An 18007-nucleotide genomic window follows, 5' to 3' on the forward strand; every position below is an offset into this window, starting at 1 on the left:
TAATGATAGGAGTGGTTTTAACTTTCTTCCATTTTACGGATAGCATACGAATTTTCTGGCGCAAACCCTTTTATTAGATAGGTTTGTGCATCCTCTTGATACTCTTGTGAAAGTACGAGTGTTTCGCGTTTTAAGCGATTCATCAACGCGCCTTCTGATTGTGCTAACTCTAAGGTATAAGGAAGAAAATGTTCCATAATGACTTGCTTAATCGCTTGTGTTAATTCAGCCTTGCCTTTTAAGCTTTTGGCTGAAATGAGTACATTTGGAAACAGAGTAGGCACAAACTGTTCGACATCTAATTTATCTGCTTTATTGTAAACCGTTAAGAGAGGCACATTGTCTAAATCAAGTTGTTCCATTAATTTTAGGACGGTTTCTTCTTGTTGTTGGCGGTTTTCAGCACTCGCATCTACTACATGCAAAAGTAAATCCATCCCTTGACTTTCTTCTAAAGTGGAGTGGAAAGCGTCAATCAACTGAGTAGGTAAATCTTGAATAAAACCAACTGTATCTGTCAGAGTAACTTCAAATCCATCTGGCATCCGCCATTTTTTAGTTAAAGGATCCAAGGTCGCAAATAATTGATCTTGTTCATAGGTTTCAGCGCTCGTTAAGACATTCAAAATAGTGGATTTTCCTGCATTTGTGTAGCCGATTAACCCAATTTGAAAGGTTTGGTTGTCTTTTCGTTTTTGGCGTGTACGTTCACGATGCGCTGCAACTTCTTTTAGTTCACGCTTGATGATAATCATTTTATTGCGAATGTGGCGGCGGTCCGTCTCTAGTTTGGTTTCTCCTGGTCCTCTTGTACCGATTCCTCCACCTAGCCGTGACATATTTTTCCCTTGGCCAATTAAACGTGGCAATAAATAATCCAATTGTGCTAATTCGACTTGTAATTTGCCTTCTCTTGAACGCGCACGCATCGCAAAAATATCCAAGATTAATTGCACGCGGTCAATCACTGGAATGCCTGCCGCATCACCAATCAGCTGACTTTGTCTGGGTGTTAATTCATGGTTAAAAATAATTAAATCAGCTTCATGTGCGTCAGCCAATTGCTCTAATTCAGCTAGTTTGCCTTTTCCAACAACGGTTTGACGATCGACTTGTGGACGACGTTGTGTTAGAGAAAAGACGACTTCGCCATTGGCTGTTTTCGTCAAACTTTTTAGTTCAATCATTGTTTCTTCAAATATTTTGTAATTTGCTTCGGTTTCTACACCGACCAAAATAACCCGTTCTTTTTTCATTTATTTTCCTCCAACCACGCTTGAATGGTGGTCTCTAGTTGTGTCAGTGTCTCAGGTTCTTGTACAAGATTCAACCAATACGGTGAAAAACGATTACGAAACCAAGTAAGTTGGCGTTTTGCGTAGCGTCGAGAGTGCAGCTTAATCTCATCAGCAACTTCTTCTAAAGAACTGTTTGTTTCAAAGTAAGGGGTAAACTCTTTATAGCCAATACCTAGCGCAGCTTGCGTATCAAGCCCTTTTAAAGTTGCAGCTTCTTGTAATAACCCATTAGCCATCATCAAATCCACCCGTTGATTGATACGGTCATATAATACTTCGCGTTCGGTCGTCAAGCCAATCATAAAATAATCATACAACTTTTGTGGCTCTTCTTGTGGTGCTGCAATGCTCTCACCTGTTAATTCAAAGACTTCCAACGCACGTATAACTTTTCGTTGGTTATTAAAATGGATTTTCTCTGCTGCAATCGGATCTTTTTCCTGTAACAATTGCCACAGTGCTTGATTGCCGTGCAAATCGGCGTATTGCTGATATTTTTCACGTACCTTAGCATCTTCTTCTTGCTTTCCACCTAGTTGAAAATCATACAGTAAGGCTTGGATATATAAACCCGTACCTCCAACGACAATCGGTAATTTGCCACGTCGATGAATATCATCAATCCAAAAGCGGGCTTCTTTTTGAAATTCAGAAACAGAATAACTTTCAGTTTTGTCGCGCACATCAATTAAATAATGCGGGATGCCTGCTTTTTCTTCTTCGGTGACTTTTGCCGTACCAACATCTAAGCCACGATATACTTGCATCGAATCGCCACTAATAATTTCACCTTGATATTTTTTGGCTAGTTCAATACTTAAAGCTGTTTTCCCGACAGCTGTTGGGCCAACAATTACTAACACTTTTTTCATTTCATCCCTCGATTACTTATTTCTCTTAATTGATGCAGCCAGTTCTGGAAAATCAGTAAAGATGCCGGTCACACCACATGCTAAACACTGACGCATCTCGTCTTCGGTATTAATCGTCCATGGTCGCACTGCTAATGGAAAATCAGCTATCTCCGCTTCATGCTTCCACACCCATTCTTTATTAGGATGGATGCCTTTAATAAATCCACGTTCCATCGCCATCGGTGGTTTTTTTTCAGATTTTCCCATAATAAAATCAATATGCGCTTCGGGTTCGAGTGCATACATGCGTTCCAAGGAAGACATATTAAAACTACTGTACCAGTAAGTGAAAGGCCATTTTTGACTAGTCATTAAGTCAGAAACCTTTTCCTCAATTCCTGGATACTCTTCTTTATCAGTTTTTAATTCAATAGCTAGAATACCACGAAAATTTCGCATTGCTAACAAATCAAGGACTTCTTTTAAGGTTGGTACTTTAGTCGACGAATAATCCTCACTAAACCAACTGCCGGCATTAAGCTTTTTGATTTCAGCTAATGTCTTATTGACAATCGCGCCTTTTCCATCTGTTGTTCGGTTGACTTCTTCATCGTGCATCACAATTAGTTGTTGATCTTTTGTTAATTGTACATCCAATTCAATGCCGTCAACACCGATCCGTACCGCTTCTGCAAAAGCTGGCAACGTATTTTCTGGACGTGTACCGCTGCTTCCGCGATGAGCAAAAATTTGCATTATTGTCTCACTCCAATCAGAGATATTGTATCACGGATATTCCTCATTGCCAAAGAAAGAATAAGCGCTAAGACAAATGCTTCGAGATGTACAACTCTAGGTTCTAAAAAAACCGAATCATAGCATCTAGCTACAATTCGGTTGAATGCTTCATGTATCTCACGTACAACTTACAGTGTTTTAGAAAAATAACTTAAAGGGGTATCTGTCATCTTTTGAATTTGTACTTTCCGTTCATAAACCATCTCTGTTAATTGGTCAGAAAATTGCTCCATAATCACACGACCGCCTTTAAATGTATAGCCGCCGATAGCAACTACTTCTTCTGGAGAGAGAACGACTTTACGCGTCGCAATTTTTTTGAAGAATTCTTCTAAAAAATGATTCGGTAAATAAAAACTATTTTGCGCTGCAAATGATTGCAAATACACATAATCATCGACCGTAATATAACAGTCGTCAAACGCATCAAAGCTGACATATTTGTCCATCATAATGATTCGTTTTTCTAAAATCTCAATAATTTTTTTATTTAATAAAACGAGGATTTCAATCTCTTTTACTTTGTGTTCTAATTGTCTGTGTTTCTCTTCTTTTTGGCGGTCATAACGTATCCGTAATTCAAAGGCAATTATCGTAATCACTGCTCCAACAATGACACCGAGAATACCAAGAAAAAATCCCTGCATGTTCCAATCTCCCTTCTATCTTTCTTTTTCCATTCTACCATATTATTGATTATTTGACGTAAGATTTCTCATTTGACCTTTATTGACCTTGTATGTATAATGTCAAGTAGATAAAAGTTATGCTACATGCATATAGACACTTTATCAACTCGCAAAATTAAAGGAGGATCCTTAGATGAATTTAATTCCAACAGTTATTGAACAATCATCTCGTGGAGAAAGAGCGTATGATATTTATTCTCGCTTATTAAAAGATCGTATTATTATGTTGAGTGGTCAAGTAACAGATGACCTTGCCAACTCAATTATTTCACAATTACTATTCTTGGATGCTCAAGACTCAGAAAAAGATATTTACTTGTACATTAATTCTCCTGGTGGTAGCGTAACTGCCGGACTAGCAATTTACGACACTATGAACTTTGTTAAAGCAGATGTTCAAACAATCGTAATGGGAATGGCTGCTTCAATGGGTAGTTTCTTATTAACGGCTGGTACAAAAGGCAAACGTTTTGCTTTACCAAATGCCGAAATCATGATTCACCAACCATTAGGTGGTGCACAAGGACAAGCAACTGAAATTGAAATTGCTGCACGTCATATCTTAAAAACACGTGAACGCTTAAATAAAATTTTAGCAGAACGTACTGGTCAACCAATCGAAGTTATTGAGAAAGATACTGATCGTGATAACTTTATGTCTGCTGAAGAAGCAAAAGCATATGGTTTAATTGATGAAGTAATGACTAATAGATAAGAATAAAAAAAGATGGATTTTTGCTTGATTTGCAAAATCCATCTTTTTTCTTAATCATACTGGGTTAAATTCCAAGTTTCAATCACCCGATTTAATTTTATATCATATTCAGGATCGGTTGCATACTTTCCAGTTAATGAGCGGGTTGCTTCTTGGTAAGTTTTGGCATTTTTACGCCATGCACCTTGGTAGAAGGTTGAATTACCACTTAACCCATTGGCTAATAACTTGGCATTGTCTAATAGCGAATCAGAAAGTGTTTCGTATTTTCTAAAGGTTGCTGGTAACGTCATTCGTACACCATTAATCACTTCATCAGAAGGAATATTATATGGCTCAAAGCGCCCTGCATCTCCGCTTGTATACTTAATACCAAATAAATTATTGGCTTCTTTGGCTAATAAACTTTCACCAAAGCCTGATTCTAAAGTTGCTTGGGCAATCATTACAGATGGATACAGTCCATATTCTGCTGCTAACGCTTGGGCTTCTGGTGCAATGGCTTCAATAAAAGTTGAATGATTTGTCCAAGTTTTCTTCCCTGATTGTTGTGTGGCAGCAACCTGACGAACTGCCTTCTTCTCAGAAACACGCGAACGGGTTGTATCACTAGTTCCTTGAATAAAGTGTTTATTGGTATCTGTTGACGATTGATTCTCCGTCATTGTCCCTCGGTTCGTAGCAATTGTCGGCTGTGTAGCTTGAGTAACTTTTTTTTCAGGTTCAGAGGAAGTCGTTTCAGCTTCTTCTAGTTGTAAATATGCTTGTCGATTACTATCACTGGTAGCACTTTCCTCGACATAACCAATCCATTCATCTTGATTATCATACAAAGATAAATAAGCATCGCCATTAAAATGATGGTAAATAGCTTTTGCACGGAACGTTTGGCCAATAAATTCTTCTGTATCGCCTAGAATGGACCAATCAAAATCCTTATATCGTTCTCGGCTTTCATCAATTTTTACGTATTGACGAATGATTTTTTCCGTCCCTTCTGGACCAACTGCTTGAGTTGTATCCGATGCATCAATATAACCGACTAAGCCATCAACATCGTGAATCCCAAGATACGTGACAATCCCTTTCTCGTGAATATCCTCTACACGAAACGTCTGATTGACCGTAATGGTGGTCGCTGTATCTTCTGTTTGACCGATATCTTTATAAATTTTAAAGGATTGATCAGTAATACTGACATATTCAGCTTGCTCAGCTGCTTGGATATAATGGGGTGTTCCCCAAAATAGACTACTCAATCCGATAACTAAACTGGCTTTCACAAATCGTTGCTTCACTACATTCGTCCTTCCTCTGCTAATGTCTTAGTTTACTTTACACGAAAATTGATAGAAAGAAAACCTGCTTTTGTCTTTCTGCCAATTTTGTCAGATAAAACGTACGTCGCCTATTTTTTCTCGTTTTACTTATCGGTCATTTTTTTGATTTTTTTAGTTTTCAACAAAAAAAGAAGTCTTCACCCGCCATCAAATTGGCAACGTGAAAACTTCTTTTAAAATTATTCTGCTTCTTCTGAAAATTGACTGTTATACAGATTGGCATAGAAGCCACCTTTAGCAAGCAAGGTTTCATGGTTTCCTTGTTCAATAATTGAACCTTGGTCCATCACTAAAATCAAATCAGCATCACGGATAGTTGATAGTCGATGGGCAATCACGAAACTCGTGCGTCCTTCCATCACTTTATCCATAGCTTTTTGAATCAATGCTTCTAAACGGGTATCGACGGAACTTGTTGCCTCATCCAAAATTAAAATTTTAGGATCTGAAATAACAGCTCGGGCAATAGTCATTAATTGTTTTTGTCCAAGGGAAACATTATCTCCTTCTGAATTGATAAACATATCGTATCCTTCAGGCATTGTACGAATGAAGTGATCGACATTGGCTGTCTTAGCAGCATCAACCACTTCATAATCTGTTGCCCCTAATTTACCAAAACGGATATTGTCTGCAATTGTTCCTTCGTATAGCCACGCATCTTGTAACACCATTCCAAATAATGAGCGAACATCACTACGAGCCATTTGCTTCGTGTCAATCCCATCAATGCGAATAGCGCCTTTGTTAACATCGTAAAAACGCATCAACAAGTTAATTAAAGTCGTTTTCCCGGCTCCTGTTGGACCAACTACAGCGACTGTTTGTCCTGCTTTTACTGTAAAGTTCAAGTCTTCAATTAAAGGTTTGGTTGGTGTATAAGCAAAGCTCACATGTTCAAAGGAAACATTTCCTTCAAACGTTTCCGGCAATGGCACATCGACTTTGTTTTCTTTTTCTTCCGGTTCATCCAAAATTTCGAATACACGACGAGCAGCTGCAGAAGCACTTTGTAACAAGGCAGATAATTGTGTGACATTTCCCATTGGTTGACTCACTTGCCAAATATACTGGATAAATGCTTGTAATTGTCCGACAACAATCACACCACCGATTACATAATAACTTCCTAACACAGCAACGACAATGTAAGCAAGATAAGCAGTCATTTGTACTAACGGCATCATTAAACCTGAAATAAAAGCTGAACGAAAACCAAAGTAACGTAATTTGTGGTTTGCTGCTTTGAAGCCTTCCAATGTTTGAGCTTCGCGACCATAAACTTTATTAACATTAAAGCCTGTCATATTTTCTTGTACGAATCCATTCATATCCCCTAATGCATTTTGCATGCTGTTAAAGTATGTTTGTGATTTCGAAATAATATAACGGGAGATTAGAAGCGCAGCTGGAATCATAATAATCGCTAATAACGCCATAGGCACATTAATGTAAAACATCATCCCCACCGCCATAACAATACTTAAAAAGGCATTAACAATCCCAATCAACGCTTGTTGCATCGCACCACTCACCACATCCACATCATTTGTGACACGCGACAACACATCTCCTTGTTGGTTCGTATCAAAATAAGAGACGGGTAATCGATTGATTTTTTTATCAATATCTTGACGCAAATCTTTCATTGCTGATTGCACCACATTGGTGATTAAAATCCCTGATAGTAATTGAGACGCACTATACCCTACACCGACAATTAATATCCAAATCAACGTCTTCCAAATATATGGAAAATTAATCGCTTCATTGTTGAATACATTTCGAGCAATTTCCGTTGTCGGTAGTCCGGTAATGTAAGGCAATGCCGAATTAAAGAGCACGGTCGCAACTGTAAAGAACAGGACTAGCATAAATGCAATCTTATACGGCTTCACATAGTGCGCTAAACGTTTCAATGATCCAATAGATTTCATTTGGCTAATTCCTCCTCTGATAGTTGTGATGCTGCAATGTCATAATAAACAGAACAGTTTTCTAATAATTCCCTGTGTGTACCTGTACCAACAACATCACCTTCGTTTAATACGATAATCTTGTCGGCATGCATAATCGTTCCTACACGTTGAGCAACAATTAAAGTTGTAGATTCAGTCGTTTCTGCACGTAGTCGTTCACGTAATTTTGCATCTGTTGCATAATCCAAAGCCGAAAAACTATCATCAAAAATAAAAATTTCTGGCTGACGAATCACTGCGCGAGCAATTGCTAAACGCTGACGTTGACCACCCGAAAAGTTCGTTCCACCTTCTGATACAGGGGTATCATAGCCTTCAGGCAAGCGAGAAATAAATTCTGTCGCTTGAGCGATATCTACTGCACGATCCATTTCTTGTAAATTGGCGTCTTCTTTTCCATAACGCAAATTATCAGCAATCGTCCCAGTGAACAACAAAGCTTTCTGTGGAATAAAACCAATTTTTTGACGTAAGGCATCTAATTGATAATCACGAACATCCACGCCGTCAATCAACACTTGCCCTTCACTCACATCATAAAAACGTGGAATTAATTGGATTAATGTTGATTTCCCACTACCCGTACTACCGATAAAGGCCACTGTTTCACCTGGTTTTGCCGTAAAACTAATGTTACGAATTACTGGTGTTTGAGAAGGGCCGGGGTAAGCAAAGGTTACATTTTTAAATTCAATATATCCTTTTGTGTCTGTCTCAATCACGCCTTCTGGATTGTCTTTAATAATTGGCTCAATATCAAAGGCTTCTTGAATCCGATTTGCTGAAACAGCGGCACGAGGATACATCATAAAGACTGTTGAGAATAACATGAATGAGAATAAGGCGTGGAAAATATATTCAATAAAGGCAATTAAATCCCCAACTCGTAATTGCCCCGCATCGATCTGAACACTCCCAGTCCAAATAATCAAGACCATCACGATATTAAACAAGAAGAAAAAGGCTGGTTGAGCAATCGCCATTAAACGGAATAAGCTTTTTGAACTTTTTTCGTAGGCACTATTTACCTTATCAAAACGTTCTTCTTCAAATTTTTCATTTACAAAAGCTCGAATTACTCGCAACCCTGAAAGATTCTCTCGAAGAATACCGTTAATTTTATCCAGATTCTTTTGTTGTTTCGTTGACAATGGTTCTGAAATACGAGCGATCGCTACAACACCAATCAATAGAAATGGCAATGCCGCTAAAACGTACCAACCTAAAGTCGCGCTTGTTCGGAACACCATATACAAACTAACACCAAACATCATCGGTGTCATAAATCCCATCCGCAAGATATTTTGCATAAACAGCATAATTTGGTAAGCATCATTGGTAACACGAGTAATTAATGATGATACACCAATTTGTTCATATTCATTATGAGAATATGTCTGAATTTTTTCAAATAAATCATCACGAATATCAGCGGTCATTTTTGTCGTAATACGCGAAGTGAAATATCCTAACATAATATTCATGAAAATCCCGACGATGACAATGACAATCATGGCTAGACCCATTTTCTTCACATACTCGAAATCCTGATTTTCAACCCCAACATCAATCATGCGGGCTAAAAGCGTCGGCAAGCCAAGTTCAATTAAAATAAAGCCAAATACACAGATGAAATTAAAAAAGAGCCACTTTTTATTCTTCATTGTGTAACGAAACATCAATTTCAAAAAAAATCCCTCCTTAAACTATTTAATTACTTCTACTATAGCACAGGTATTTTTTTAAGAAAACTTTCCAAGCTATGTTTCTGAAAATAACTTTCACTTTTCATCAAGCTTTAATTTTTCTCGTTTAAACATTTTTCTTAGAAACGTTTTCAACTTTCTTACTTTCTATACTTATTCTGATTTGTATGATAAACTAAGAACAAATGTCGTGTATCACGATACAGCATCGGTTGAATTTTTTTGCGCCATAAATTCGGAAAGCAACGACTAGGCTTTCTCTTTTTTTCTCACACTTTGTCTGAAAAAAGTATCTCAGATGTCTTCCCTACAGGTCTGATATTTGACGGACCTCAAGTTTGTTGCGCGTATAAATTCAAACAAAAATAATAATTAACTGCTTTGAGCAGATAAAGGAGATAGAACCATGATTTTTAAAGTTTATTATCAAGAAACAAAAGAACGTAATCCAAAAAGAGAACAAACACATGCTTTATATATTGAAGCAGACAACGAAGTCATTGCACGTCAATTAGTTGAAGACAATACCCCATATAACATTGAACTTGTCTACAAACTAGAAGGAAATCATTTAGAATATGAAAAAGAAAATGCTGATTTCCAATTAACGGAGTTTTAGAATGAAAGTATCTCTTAAAAACAACGAAACAGGTGTCTTCGGTGTTGGAGGATTAGGAGAAATCGGAAAAAACTGCTATGGGGTGCAATTTCAAGATGAGATTATCTTAATTGATGCAGGGATTAAATTTCCTGAAGATGAGCTACTTGGCATTGACTATGTGATTTCTGATTACAGTTATATTGTCCAAAATATCCAAAAAGTAAAAGGTTTAATTGTCACGCATGGTCATGAAGATCATATCGGTGGAATTCCTTATCTACTACGTCAAGCGAATATTCCAATTTATGCTGGACCACTAGCGTTAGCATTAATTACCAATAAATTAGATGAACATGGTCTTTTGCGTGATGCTGAATTACATGAAATCAACGAAGATACCGTGATTCGCTTCAGAAAAACGTCTGTTAGCTTTTTCCGTACAACGCATAGTATTCCTGATGCATTAGGTGTAGTTGTTAAAACGCCGTGTGGGAATATTGTTGCGACAGGTGACTTCAAATTTGATTTCACTCCGGTCGGCGAACCAGCAAATTTACACAAAATGGCTCGCATTGGTGAAGAAGGTGTTCTTTGTCTCTTATCAGATAGTACCAATGCAGAAATCCCTACCTTTACCAAGTCAGAAAAAACAATCGGTTCTTCGATTGTGAAGATTTTTGAAAAAATTGAAGGGCGCATTATCTTTGCTAGCTTTGCTTCAAATATTTTCCGTTTGCAACAAGCCGCAGATGCCGCCGTTGCAACGGGGCGTAAAATTGCCGTCTTTGGTCGTAGTATGGAAAATGCCATTGTAAATGGTCAAAAATTAGGTTATATCAAAGTCCCTGCTGGAACGTTTGTTGACGCAAGCGAAATCAATCGCTTGCCTTCAAATGAAACAATGATTCTATGTACTGGTTCACAAGGTGAAGCAATGGCTGCCTTAAGTCGAATTGCCAATGGTACACACCGTCAAATTAATATTCATCCAGATGATACGGTGATTTTTTCAAGTTCTCCTATTCCTGGTAATACAACAAGTGTGAATCATTTGATTAACTTATTACTAGAAGCAGGTGCGAATGTCATTCATGGAAAATTAAACAACATTCATACTTCTGGCCATGGTGGTCAAGAAGAACAAAAATTAATGCTTCGTCTAATGAAACCAAAATTCTTTATGCCGGTTCATGGTGAATTCCGTATGCTAAAAATTCATACGCAATTAGCACAAGATACGGGTGTACCAAAAGAAAATTGTTTCATTATGGAAAATGGTGATATGTTAGCTTTAACGCCAGATACAGCTCGAATGGCAGGACATTTCAATGCTAGCGATGTGTATGTTGATGGTAGTGGGATTGGTGATATTGGTAATGTCGTATTGCGTGACCGTCGTATTCTTTCAGAAGAAGGGCTGGTTTTAGCTGTAGCGACAGTTGATATTGAGAAAAAAGAAATTTTAGCTGGTCCAGATATCTTATCTCGTGGTTTTGTTTATATGCGTGAATCAGGAGAAATGATTAGCGAAGGGCAAAGTATTTTGTTCCACGCTTTACGTGAAGCCTTGAATCAACCAGATTGTACAGAGTATAAATTACGTGAAGCAATGTCGGCCGCATTACAGCCTTTCTTATTTGAAAAAACAGAGCGTCATCCAATGATTTTATCAATGATTATGACACTAGATGAAGAGTAAAAAAGATGAAAGTGGATATCCACTTTCATCTTTTTGTTTTAGGCTTTAACAACATTTGTAGCTTGTGGGCCACGATCTGAGTCTTCAACATCAAATGTTACAGCTTGACCTTCTTCTAAAGTCTTGAAGCCATCACTTTGGATTGCTGAAAAGTGTACGAATACGTCACTTCCGTCTTCACGTGAGATAAAACCAAAACCTTTTTCTGCGTTAAACCATTTTACTGTTCCTTGTTCCATTATAGAAACCTCCTCGTGCCGATGCACTAAATTGATTGTAACTTTGCTCGTGTACGATAGAGGTGATCCATGTGTTTCAACATCTATTGCCAAACAAGATTACAAATTAATTGTACACTTGCAGTTATTTTTTTGCAAGTATTCTTCTATTATTATTGTTCCCAAAATCCTTCTTCACGTAAACTAACATACCCATCACTTCCAACTATCAAATGATCCAATAATTCAATACCCATCATTTCTCCACACTCTTTCAATCTTTTAGTAAACAATCGGTCATTGACGCTTGCTGCGGGCGTCCCACTTGGATGATTATGAGAACAGATAATGCGCGCCGCACTACAACGAACGGCCTCCCGATAAATCTCTCTGGGATGCGCAATCGATTGGTTCAAAGAGCCAATAAATAAAGTTTTGCGGTGAATAATTTCATTTTTAGTATTTAAGTACAAACAAATAAGATGTTCCTGATGTGAATCTTTCAGTTCTTCAATCAGTTGTTGGGCAAGGCCAAAGCTTGATTGTACTTTACCGTATTTTTGTTGATTCGCTTGCTGAATGCGCGCCCCTAATTCCATCATCGCTTTTAATTCAATGGCACGAATTTTCCCTACCCCTCGGATTTGTTGTAATTCATTGAGATTGGCGCTTTTTAATTCATATAAATTCGGAAATTCCGATAAAATCATTCCTGCTAACTCTAATACATTATACGGTTTGGAGCCGGTTCGTAGTAAAATAGCCAGTAATTCTTGATTTGATAATGCTTTTTCGCCAAATTCTAACAAGCGTTCACGTGGCAGTGAACTTTCTGGTACCATTGTTTTTTTCTCCATAAAAAAACTCCTTTACATCTAATCAATAATAGATACGTAAAGGAGTAAGATTTATTTTTCTAAAAAAGCTGGAATTTCTAATAAAGAATCAAACACCGCTAGTGTCCGTTCTTCTAGTTCTGGCGTTGGTGGTAACAAATCAGGAATCATAATCACATCAATTCCAGCACTATGCGCAGCTAAAATCCCATTCTTTGAATCTTCCAGAATTAACAAGTTTTCTTTAGGAATATTCAAAAACTGCTGGGCTTTTTCAAAAATTTCAGGATCTGGCTTCGCACGTGCAACATCTTCAAAGGAAACAACCGCATCAAATTCTTTGGCTAAATCATTTTTTGCTAACAAAATATCAATGACTTGGCGTTGATTACTAGACGCAATCACACGAGGAATTTGTTTCTCATCTAAATAGGCTAACAACTCGCGTACACCTGGCTTTAAATCAGCTAAGCCATTTTCAAACAATTCCAATCCTCGGGTAAATGCACGATCAATAAACTGAACGACTGTTTCTTTGCCGTGAATCTCATCATACATTTCATGATAGGCTAACCAAAGCTCTTCATCTGACACACCAATAAATTTTTCGTACAAACTAAAATCATAAGCAAATCCCATCTCATCAGCCACATCTTGGGTTGCTTGATAATACAATTGTTCGGTATCAAAGATTAACCCATCCATATCAAATATTACACCTTGTAATGCCATAATTTCCTCCCTGTATCATTTATAGTTATAGTTCCTGTAATAAGTTCCTCACTTCTGACACAAAATACAATGAACCTGTTACTAAAACCAATGAATCTTCTTCTGCTTTTTCTAAAATATCAGCTAAGCCGAATTGCCATAGTGAAGCAATTTGAATTCGTTTTTCATCAATTTTTTGATAATTTTTTTCTAAACGTAACGCTTTTGGATAGTCAAATGATGTCAAATAAATATTGGCATTTGGTAATTCAAGTAATTGGTGAATCATTGTACTGATTTCTTTCGTTTCAAGTGCTGAAAATAAAATGTGAATACGGTAATTACTAAATTCTTGTTTTATATTTTCAACTAATCGCTTGATTGCATGTTCATTATGAGCACCGTCTAAAATGACTAATGGCTCCTCACTAATACGTTCCATACGTGCTGGCCAAAATGTTCTTTTCAATCCTTCACGTACATTTTTTTCTTGAAACGGAATCTTCACTGTTTGGCAATAAAGGTAGAACAGTTGAATCGCTACTCCTGCATTCTCCACTTGATGTTTACCTAGCAAGGAAGTTTTTAATTCAGGTAATCGTCCTGATTCATTGTAAAAATCAAACACTTCGCCCCATTGTGCATCAGGATGCTTGTAAGTGACCTGATACGCTTGATCAAAACGATGAACTTCAGCATGTTTTTGTTCAGCGATACGGTTAATCACACGCAATGCTTTTTCTTGAATATTTCCTGTCACAACTGGAATGCCTTCTTTAATAATCCCTGCTTTTTGTTCAGCAATTTCTTCTAATGTATCGCCTAAAATGTCCATATGATCCATGCCAATCGTCGTAATTGCCGTTAGCATAGGCGAAATAACATTTGTACTATCTAACAAACCACCCAAACCAACTTCAATAATAGCTACGTCAACTTGCTGTTCGGCATAATACACAAATGCCATGGCTGTTAAGACTTCAAACTCAGTGATACCAGATAATTGCTCGTCTTCATCCAACTGTGCAACTAGCGGACGAATCTTTTTGACTAATCCAAGTAGCTCTTCGTCTGAAATCGCCACGCCATTCATCGCAATACGTTCATTGAAACTTTCAATATATGGTGATGTAAACGTTCCGACTGTTAAACCTGTTTCTTGAATCATCGCTCGCAAATAGCTGACGGTCGAACCTTTGCCGTTCGTTCCGGCTACATGAATCATCGGCACGTTCTTTTCCGGATGATCTAATAATGCTAAAAGTGCCTCTATCCGCTCTAATCCCGGGCGTGAGCCGAAAGGTAAACGGCTGTGAACCCATTCAATTGCTTCTTCTACTGTTTGCAACATGCTTCACCTCTGTCATTATTATAACAAATAAATCCTTTATTCTGCCAATTTCTTTAAGTTTTCACCTGTTAATCGGTAAGATGTCCATTCATTCATTGGTTCAGCATGCAAAGAAAGATAAAAATCAATACTTGTTTGATTCCAATCTAAGCACCACCATTCTAAACGACCACAATCTCTTTCTAAAGCAATTTGGGCTAATTTTTTTAATAACTTCTTCCCAATCCCTTGGCCCCGAACCTCTGGTGTAACATAAAGATCTTCTAAATATAAACCGGCTTTTCCTAAAAAGGTTGAATAATTATGGAAAAACAAAGCAAAACCAACTTCTTTTCCATCAACGACTGCAAACAACACTTCAGCATGTTTTTGTTCAAACAACGATTTTTCCAAATCGGCTTCTGTTGCCACAACTTCGGCTAGTAGCTTTTCATACGTTGCTAGTTCCTTAATAAAAGTTAAAATTAATGGCACATCTTCTTTCGTTGCAAAACGAAACTCCATAAACATCCTCCTTATTGCAAAAAAGAGCGGAATAAAGATTCCACTCCTTTTTGATTAAATCGTACGCAATTGTGCGATACGTTCTTCTACTGCTTTTTGTTTTTCTAAATAATCCGCTTCTTTTTCACGCTCTTGGGCAACGACAGCTTCTGGAGCGCTAGATACAAAGCGTTCGTTTGATAATTTTCCTTGGACACGTTTGACTTCTTTGTTCCATTTGTCCAATTCTTTTTCCAAACGTTTGATTTCTTCTTCAATATTAATTAAACCTGCTAATGGCAAGTAAATCGTTGCGCCAGTTAAAACGGCAGACATTGCCAATTCCGGTGCTTCTAATGTACTATCGATGACTAACTCTTCTGGATTACAGAAACGATCGATGTAGTTTTGATTTGCTTTTAAGAACGTATCAACGTCTTCATCATTGGTTTGAATCAATAGCGTAATTGGTTTTGATAATGGGGTATTCACTTCTGAACGAATATTACGAACAGAACGAATCAATTCTTTCAAGACTTCCATTCCTTTTGCCGCTGTTTCATCCGTTAATTCTGGACGTACAACTGGGTACTCAGCAACAACTAAAGAGTCGCCCGTATGTGGAATCTTTTGCCAAATTTCTTCGGTTACAAATGGCATGATTGGGTGTAACAAGCGTAAAATTTGATCTAATGTATAAACTAAGACACTCTTATTGACTAATTTCGCTGCTTCATCTTCCCCATATAAAGTTTCTTTACTCATCTCAATATACCAATCACAGAAGTCATCCCAGATAAAGTTGTATAATTGACGGCCTGCTTCACCAAATTCAAAGCGGTCAAACAAGTCAGTGACTTTTTCAATTGTTTCATTCAAGCGCGTCAAAATCCAACGATCCGCAACAGATTTTTGACCTGAGAAGTCGATGTCTTCAATGGTCATGCCTTCCACATTCATCAAAACAAAACGAGAGGCATTCCAAATTTTGTTGATAAAGTTCCAAGCAGCATCCATTTTCTCATAGCTAAAACGCATGTCTTGACCTGGAGCAGAGCCATTTGATAAGAACCAACGCAACGCATCCGCGCCATATTTTTCAATGACTTCCATTGGGTCAATCCCGTTCCCTAATGACTTACTCATCTTACGTCCGTCTTCCGCACGAATCAATCCATGAATCAACACGTTATTGAATGGGCGTTCGTCCGTAAATTCCAAGCTTTGGAAAATCATGCGACTTACCCAGAAGAAAATAATATCGTAACCTGTTACTAATGTATTTGTTGGGAAATAACGTTTGAAGTCTTCTGCTTCTTCATTTGGCCAACCCATTGTTGAAAACGGCCATAATGCTGAACTGAACCAAGTGTCTAGAACGTCTTCATCTTGTGTCCAATTTTCCGCATCAGCAGGTGCTTCCATTCCCACATACATTTCACCAGTTTCTTTATGGTACCATGCAGGAATTTGATGGCCCCACCATAATTGACGAGAAATAACCCAATCATGCACGTTTTCCATCCAACGTAAAAATGTTTGATTAAAGCGCGGTGGATAAAAATCAACAGCCTTGTCGGTTGCTTGATTGTTAATCGCTTCTTCTGCTAGTGGTTGCATTTTAACAAACCATTGTGTCGATAAACGAGGTTCAACAACAACACCTGTACGTTCTGAATGTCCTACACTGTGTACCATTTTTTCGATTTTAACTAAACGACCAGCCGCTTCTAAATCTTTGACGATTTGTTTGCGGGCTGCAAAACGATCCATGCCTGCGTATTGACCGGCTAAATCATTCATTGAGCCATCTTCATTCATCACATTAACGCGTGGTAAGTCATGACGATTACCAACCTCAAAGTCATTTGGATCATGCGCTGGTGTAATTTTTACTACCCCAGTCCCAAACTCCATATCAACATACTCATCGGCAATCACCGGAATTTCTTTATTCACTAATGGTAAAATAACTTTTTTACCAATTAATGCTTTGTAGCGATCATCTTCTGGGTGAACAGCGACCGCCGTATCACCTAACATTGTTTCTGGACGTGTCGTTGCAATTTCAACTACGCCTGAACCATCCGCTAGTGGATAAGTCATATGGTAAAAAGCACCTTCAATGTCTTTATGAATCACTTCAATATCAGATAATGCTGTTCGCGCTTGTGGGTCCCAGTTAATAATATATTCACCACGATAGATTAATTCTTTTTCATATAAAGTGACAAATACTTTACGAACCGCTTCTGATAAGCCATCGTCTAAGGTAAAACGTTCACGGCTATAATCTAATGACAAGCCTAGTTTTGACCATTGTTCACGAATATGACTAGCATATTCTTCTTTCCATTCCCATACTTGATCAACAAATTTTTCACGACCTAAGTCATAACGAGAAATCCCTTGTTCACGCAATTTTTCTTCAACTTTGGCTTGCGTAGCAATACCCGCATGGTCCATACCTGGCAACCATAACGTATCAAAGCCTTGCATGCGTTTTTGACGAATAATCATGTCTTGGAGTGTTGTATCCCATGCATGACCTAAATGTAGTTTTCCAGTCACATTTGGTGGTGGAATGACGATTGAATAGGGTTTGGCTTTTTTATCTCCACTTGGTTTGAATAATTCTTGGTCTAACCATTGTTGGTAGCGACCGGCTTCCACTTCTTGTGGTTGGTACTTTGTCGATAAATTGTTATCTGACATCTTTGTTCCTCCTA

At 37.8% G+C, this 18007-nt stretch carries 16 protein-coding genes; 3 read left to right on the forward strand and 13 right to left on the reverse strand.

Annotated elements, in window-relative coordinates; all coding sequences use genetic code 11:
• Positions 1 to 17 precede the first annotated feature (17 nt).
• The 4 genes from hflX to BAU17_RS07030 form a co-directional block, all read right to left on the reverse strand.
• Positions 18 to 1256 carry a GTPase HflX gene (hflX, locus tag BAU17_RS07015; RefSeq protein WP_161902100.1) on the reverse strand — a complete coding sequence of 413 codons (1239 nt, stop codon included), beginning with the start codon at positions 1254 to 1256 and terminating at the stop codon, positions 18 to 20.
• On the reverse strand, positions 1253 to 2170 hold the full coding sequence (gene miaA / locus BAU17_RS07020; protein WP_161902101.1) for a tRNA (adenosine(37)-N6)-dimethylallyltransferase MiaA: 918 nt from the start codon (positions 2168 to 2170) through the stop codon (positions 1253 to 1255). Before miaA ends, hflX begins: the two co-directional genes overlap by 4 nt.
• Before the next feature lie 12 nt (positions 2171 to 2182).
• On the reverse strand, positions 2183 to 2908 hold the full coding sequence (locus tag BAU17_RS07025) for a glycerophosphodiester phosphodiesterase (RefSeq protein ID WP_161902102.1): 726 nt from the start codon (positions 2906 to 2908) through the stop codon (positions 2183 to 2185).
• 170 nt (positions 2909 to 3078) lie between these two features.
• Positions 3079 to 3597 (reverse strand): hypothetical protein, encoded by a 519-nt coding sequence (locus BAU17_RS07030; protein WP_161902103.1) that lies wholly within the window; start codon positions 3595 to 3597, stop codon positions 3079 to 3081.
• Positions 3598 to 3772: 175 nt separating this feature from the next.
• Between BAU17_RS07030 and clpP the strand changes: the two genes are divergently transcribed.
• The gene (clpP, locus tag BAU17_RS07035; RefSeq protein WP_161902104.1) at positions 3773 to 4354 is read left to right on the forward strand and encodes an ATP-dependent Clp endopeptidase proteolytic subunit ClpP; all 582 of its coding nucleotides are present in this window, start codon (positions 3773 to 3775) and stop codon (positions 4352 to 4354) included.
• Positions 4355 to 4404: 50 nt separating this feature from the next.
• On the opposite strand, the gene BAU17_RS07040 is transcribed toward clpP, so the two are convergent.
• The 3 genes from BAU17_RS07040 to BAU17_RS07050 form a co-directional block, all read right to left on the reverse strand.
• Positions 4405 to 5652, reverse strand: a complete 1248-nt coding sequence (locus BAU17_RS07040; protein WP_231475060.1) for a glycoside hydrolase family 73 protein — start codon at positions 5650 to 5652, stop codon at positions 4405 to 4407.
• Between the two features lie 221 nt (positions 5653 to 5873).
• On the reverse strand, positions 5874 to 7631 hold the full coding sequence (locus tag BAU17_RS07045) for an ABC transporter ATP-binding protein (RefSeq protein WP_161902105.1): 1758 nt from the start codon (positions 7629 to 7631) through the stop codon (positions 5874 to 5876).
• Entirely contained in the window at positions 7628 to 9361 is a 1734-nt protein-coding gene (locus BAU17_RS07050) for an ABC transporter ATP-binding protein (protein WP_161902106.1), read from the reverse strand. Before BAU17_RS07050 ends, BAU17_RS07045 begins: the two co-directional genes overlap by 4 nt.
• A 424-nt stretch (positions 9362 to 9785) precedes the next feature.
• Between BAU17_RS07050 and BAU17_RS07055 the strand changes: the two genes are divergently transcribed.
• Positions 9786 to 9998, forward strand: a complete 213-nt coding sequence (locus tag BAU17_RS07055) for a DNA-directed RNA polymerase subunit epsilon (RefSeq protein ID WP_161902107.1) — start codon at positions 9786 to 9788, stop codon at positions 9996 to 9998.
• Position 9999: 1 nt separating this feature from the next.
• On the forward strand, positions 10000 to 11679 hold the full coding sequence (gene rnjA / locus BAU17_RS07060; protein WP_161902108.1) for a ribonuclease J1: 1680 nt from the start codon (positions 10000 to 10002) through the stop codon (positions 11677 to 11679).
• 38 nt (positions 11680 to 11717) lie between these two features.
• Here the strand turns inward: rnjA and BAU17_RS07065 are convergent, their stop codons facing one another.
• The 6 genes from BAU17_RS07065 to BAU17_RS07090 form a co-directional block, all read right to left on the reverse strand.
• The gene (locus BAU17_RS07065) at positions 11718 to 11918 is read right to left on the reverse strand and encodes a cold-shock protein (RefSeq protein ID WP_161902109.1); all 201 of its coding nucleotides are present in this window, start codon (positions 11916 to 11918) and stop codon (positions 11718 to 11720) included.
• Positions 11919 to 12070: 152 nt separating this feature from the next.
• Positions 12071 to 12754 carry a RadC family protein gene (gene radC / locus BAU17_RS07070; protein ID WP_161902110.1) on the reverse strand — a complete coding sequence of 228 codons (684 nt, stop codon included), beginning with the start codon at positions 12752 to 12754 and terminating at the stop codon, positions 12071 to 12073.
• 51 nt (positions 12755 to 12805) lie between these two features.
• The gene (locus BAU17_RS07075; protein WP_202622292.1) at positions 12806 to 13465 is read right to left on the reverse strand and encodes an HAD family hydrolase; all 660 of its coding nucleotides are present in this window, start codon (positions 13463 to 13465) and stop codon (positions 12806 to 12808) included.
• A 25-nt stretch (positions 13466 to 13490) separates the two neighbouring features.
• A complete protein-coding gene (locus BAU17_RS07080) occupies positions 13491 to 14795 on the reverse strand; it encodes a bifunctional folylpolyglutamate synthase/dihydrofolate synthase (protein WP_202622293.1) in 1305 nt (434 codons plus the stop codon).
• 36 nt (positions 14796 to 14831) lie between these two features.
• Positions 14832 to 15299 (reverse strand): GNAT family N-acetyltransferase, encoded by a 468-nt coding sequence (locus BAU17_RS07085; RefSeq protein ID WP_161902111.1) that lies wholly within the window; start codon positions 15297 to 15299, stop codon positions 14832 to 14834.
• Between the two features lie 54 nt (positions 15300 to 15353).
• Positions 15354 to 17993: a valine--tRNA ligase gene (locus BAU17_RS07090; protein WP_161902112.1), complete on the reverse strand. Its 2640-nt coding sequence runs from the start codon at positions 17991 to 17993 to the stop codon at positions 15354 to 15356.
• Positions 17994 to 18007: the final 14 nt, after the last annotated feature.

The sequence above is a fragment of the Candidatus Enterococcus willemsii genome (genome assembly GCF_009933335.1).
Classification (GTDB): domain Bacteria; phylum Bacillota; class Bacilli; order Lactobacillales; family Enterococcaceae; genus Enterococcus_F; species Enterococcus_F willemsii.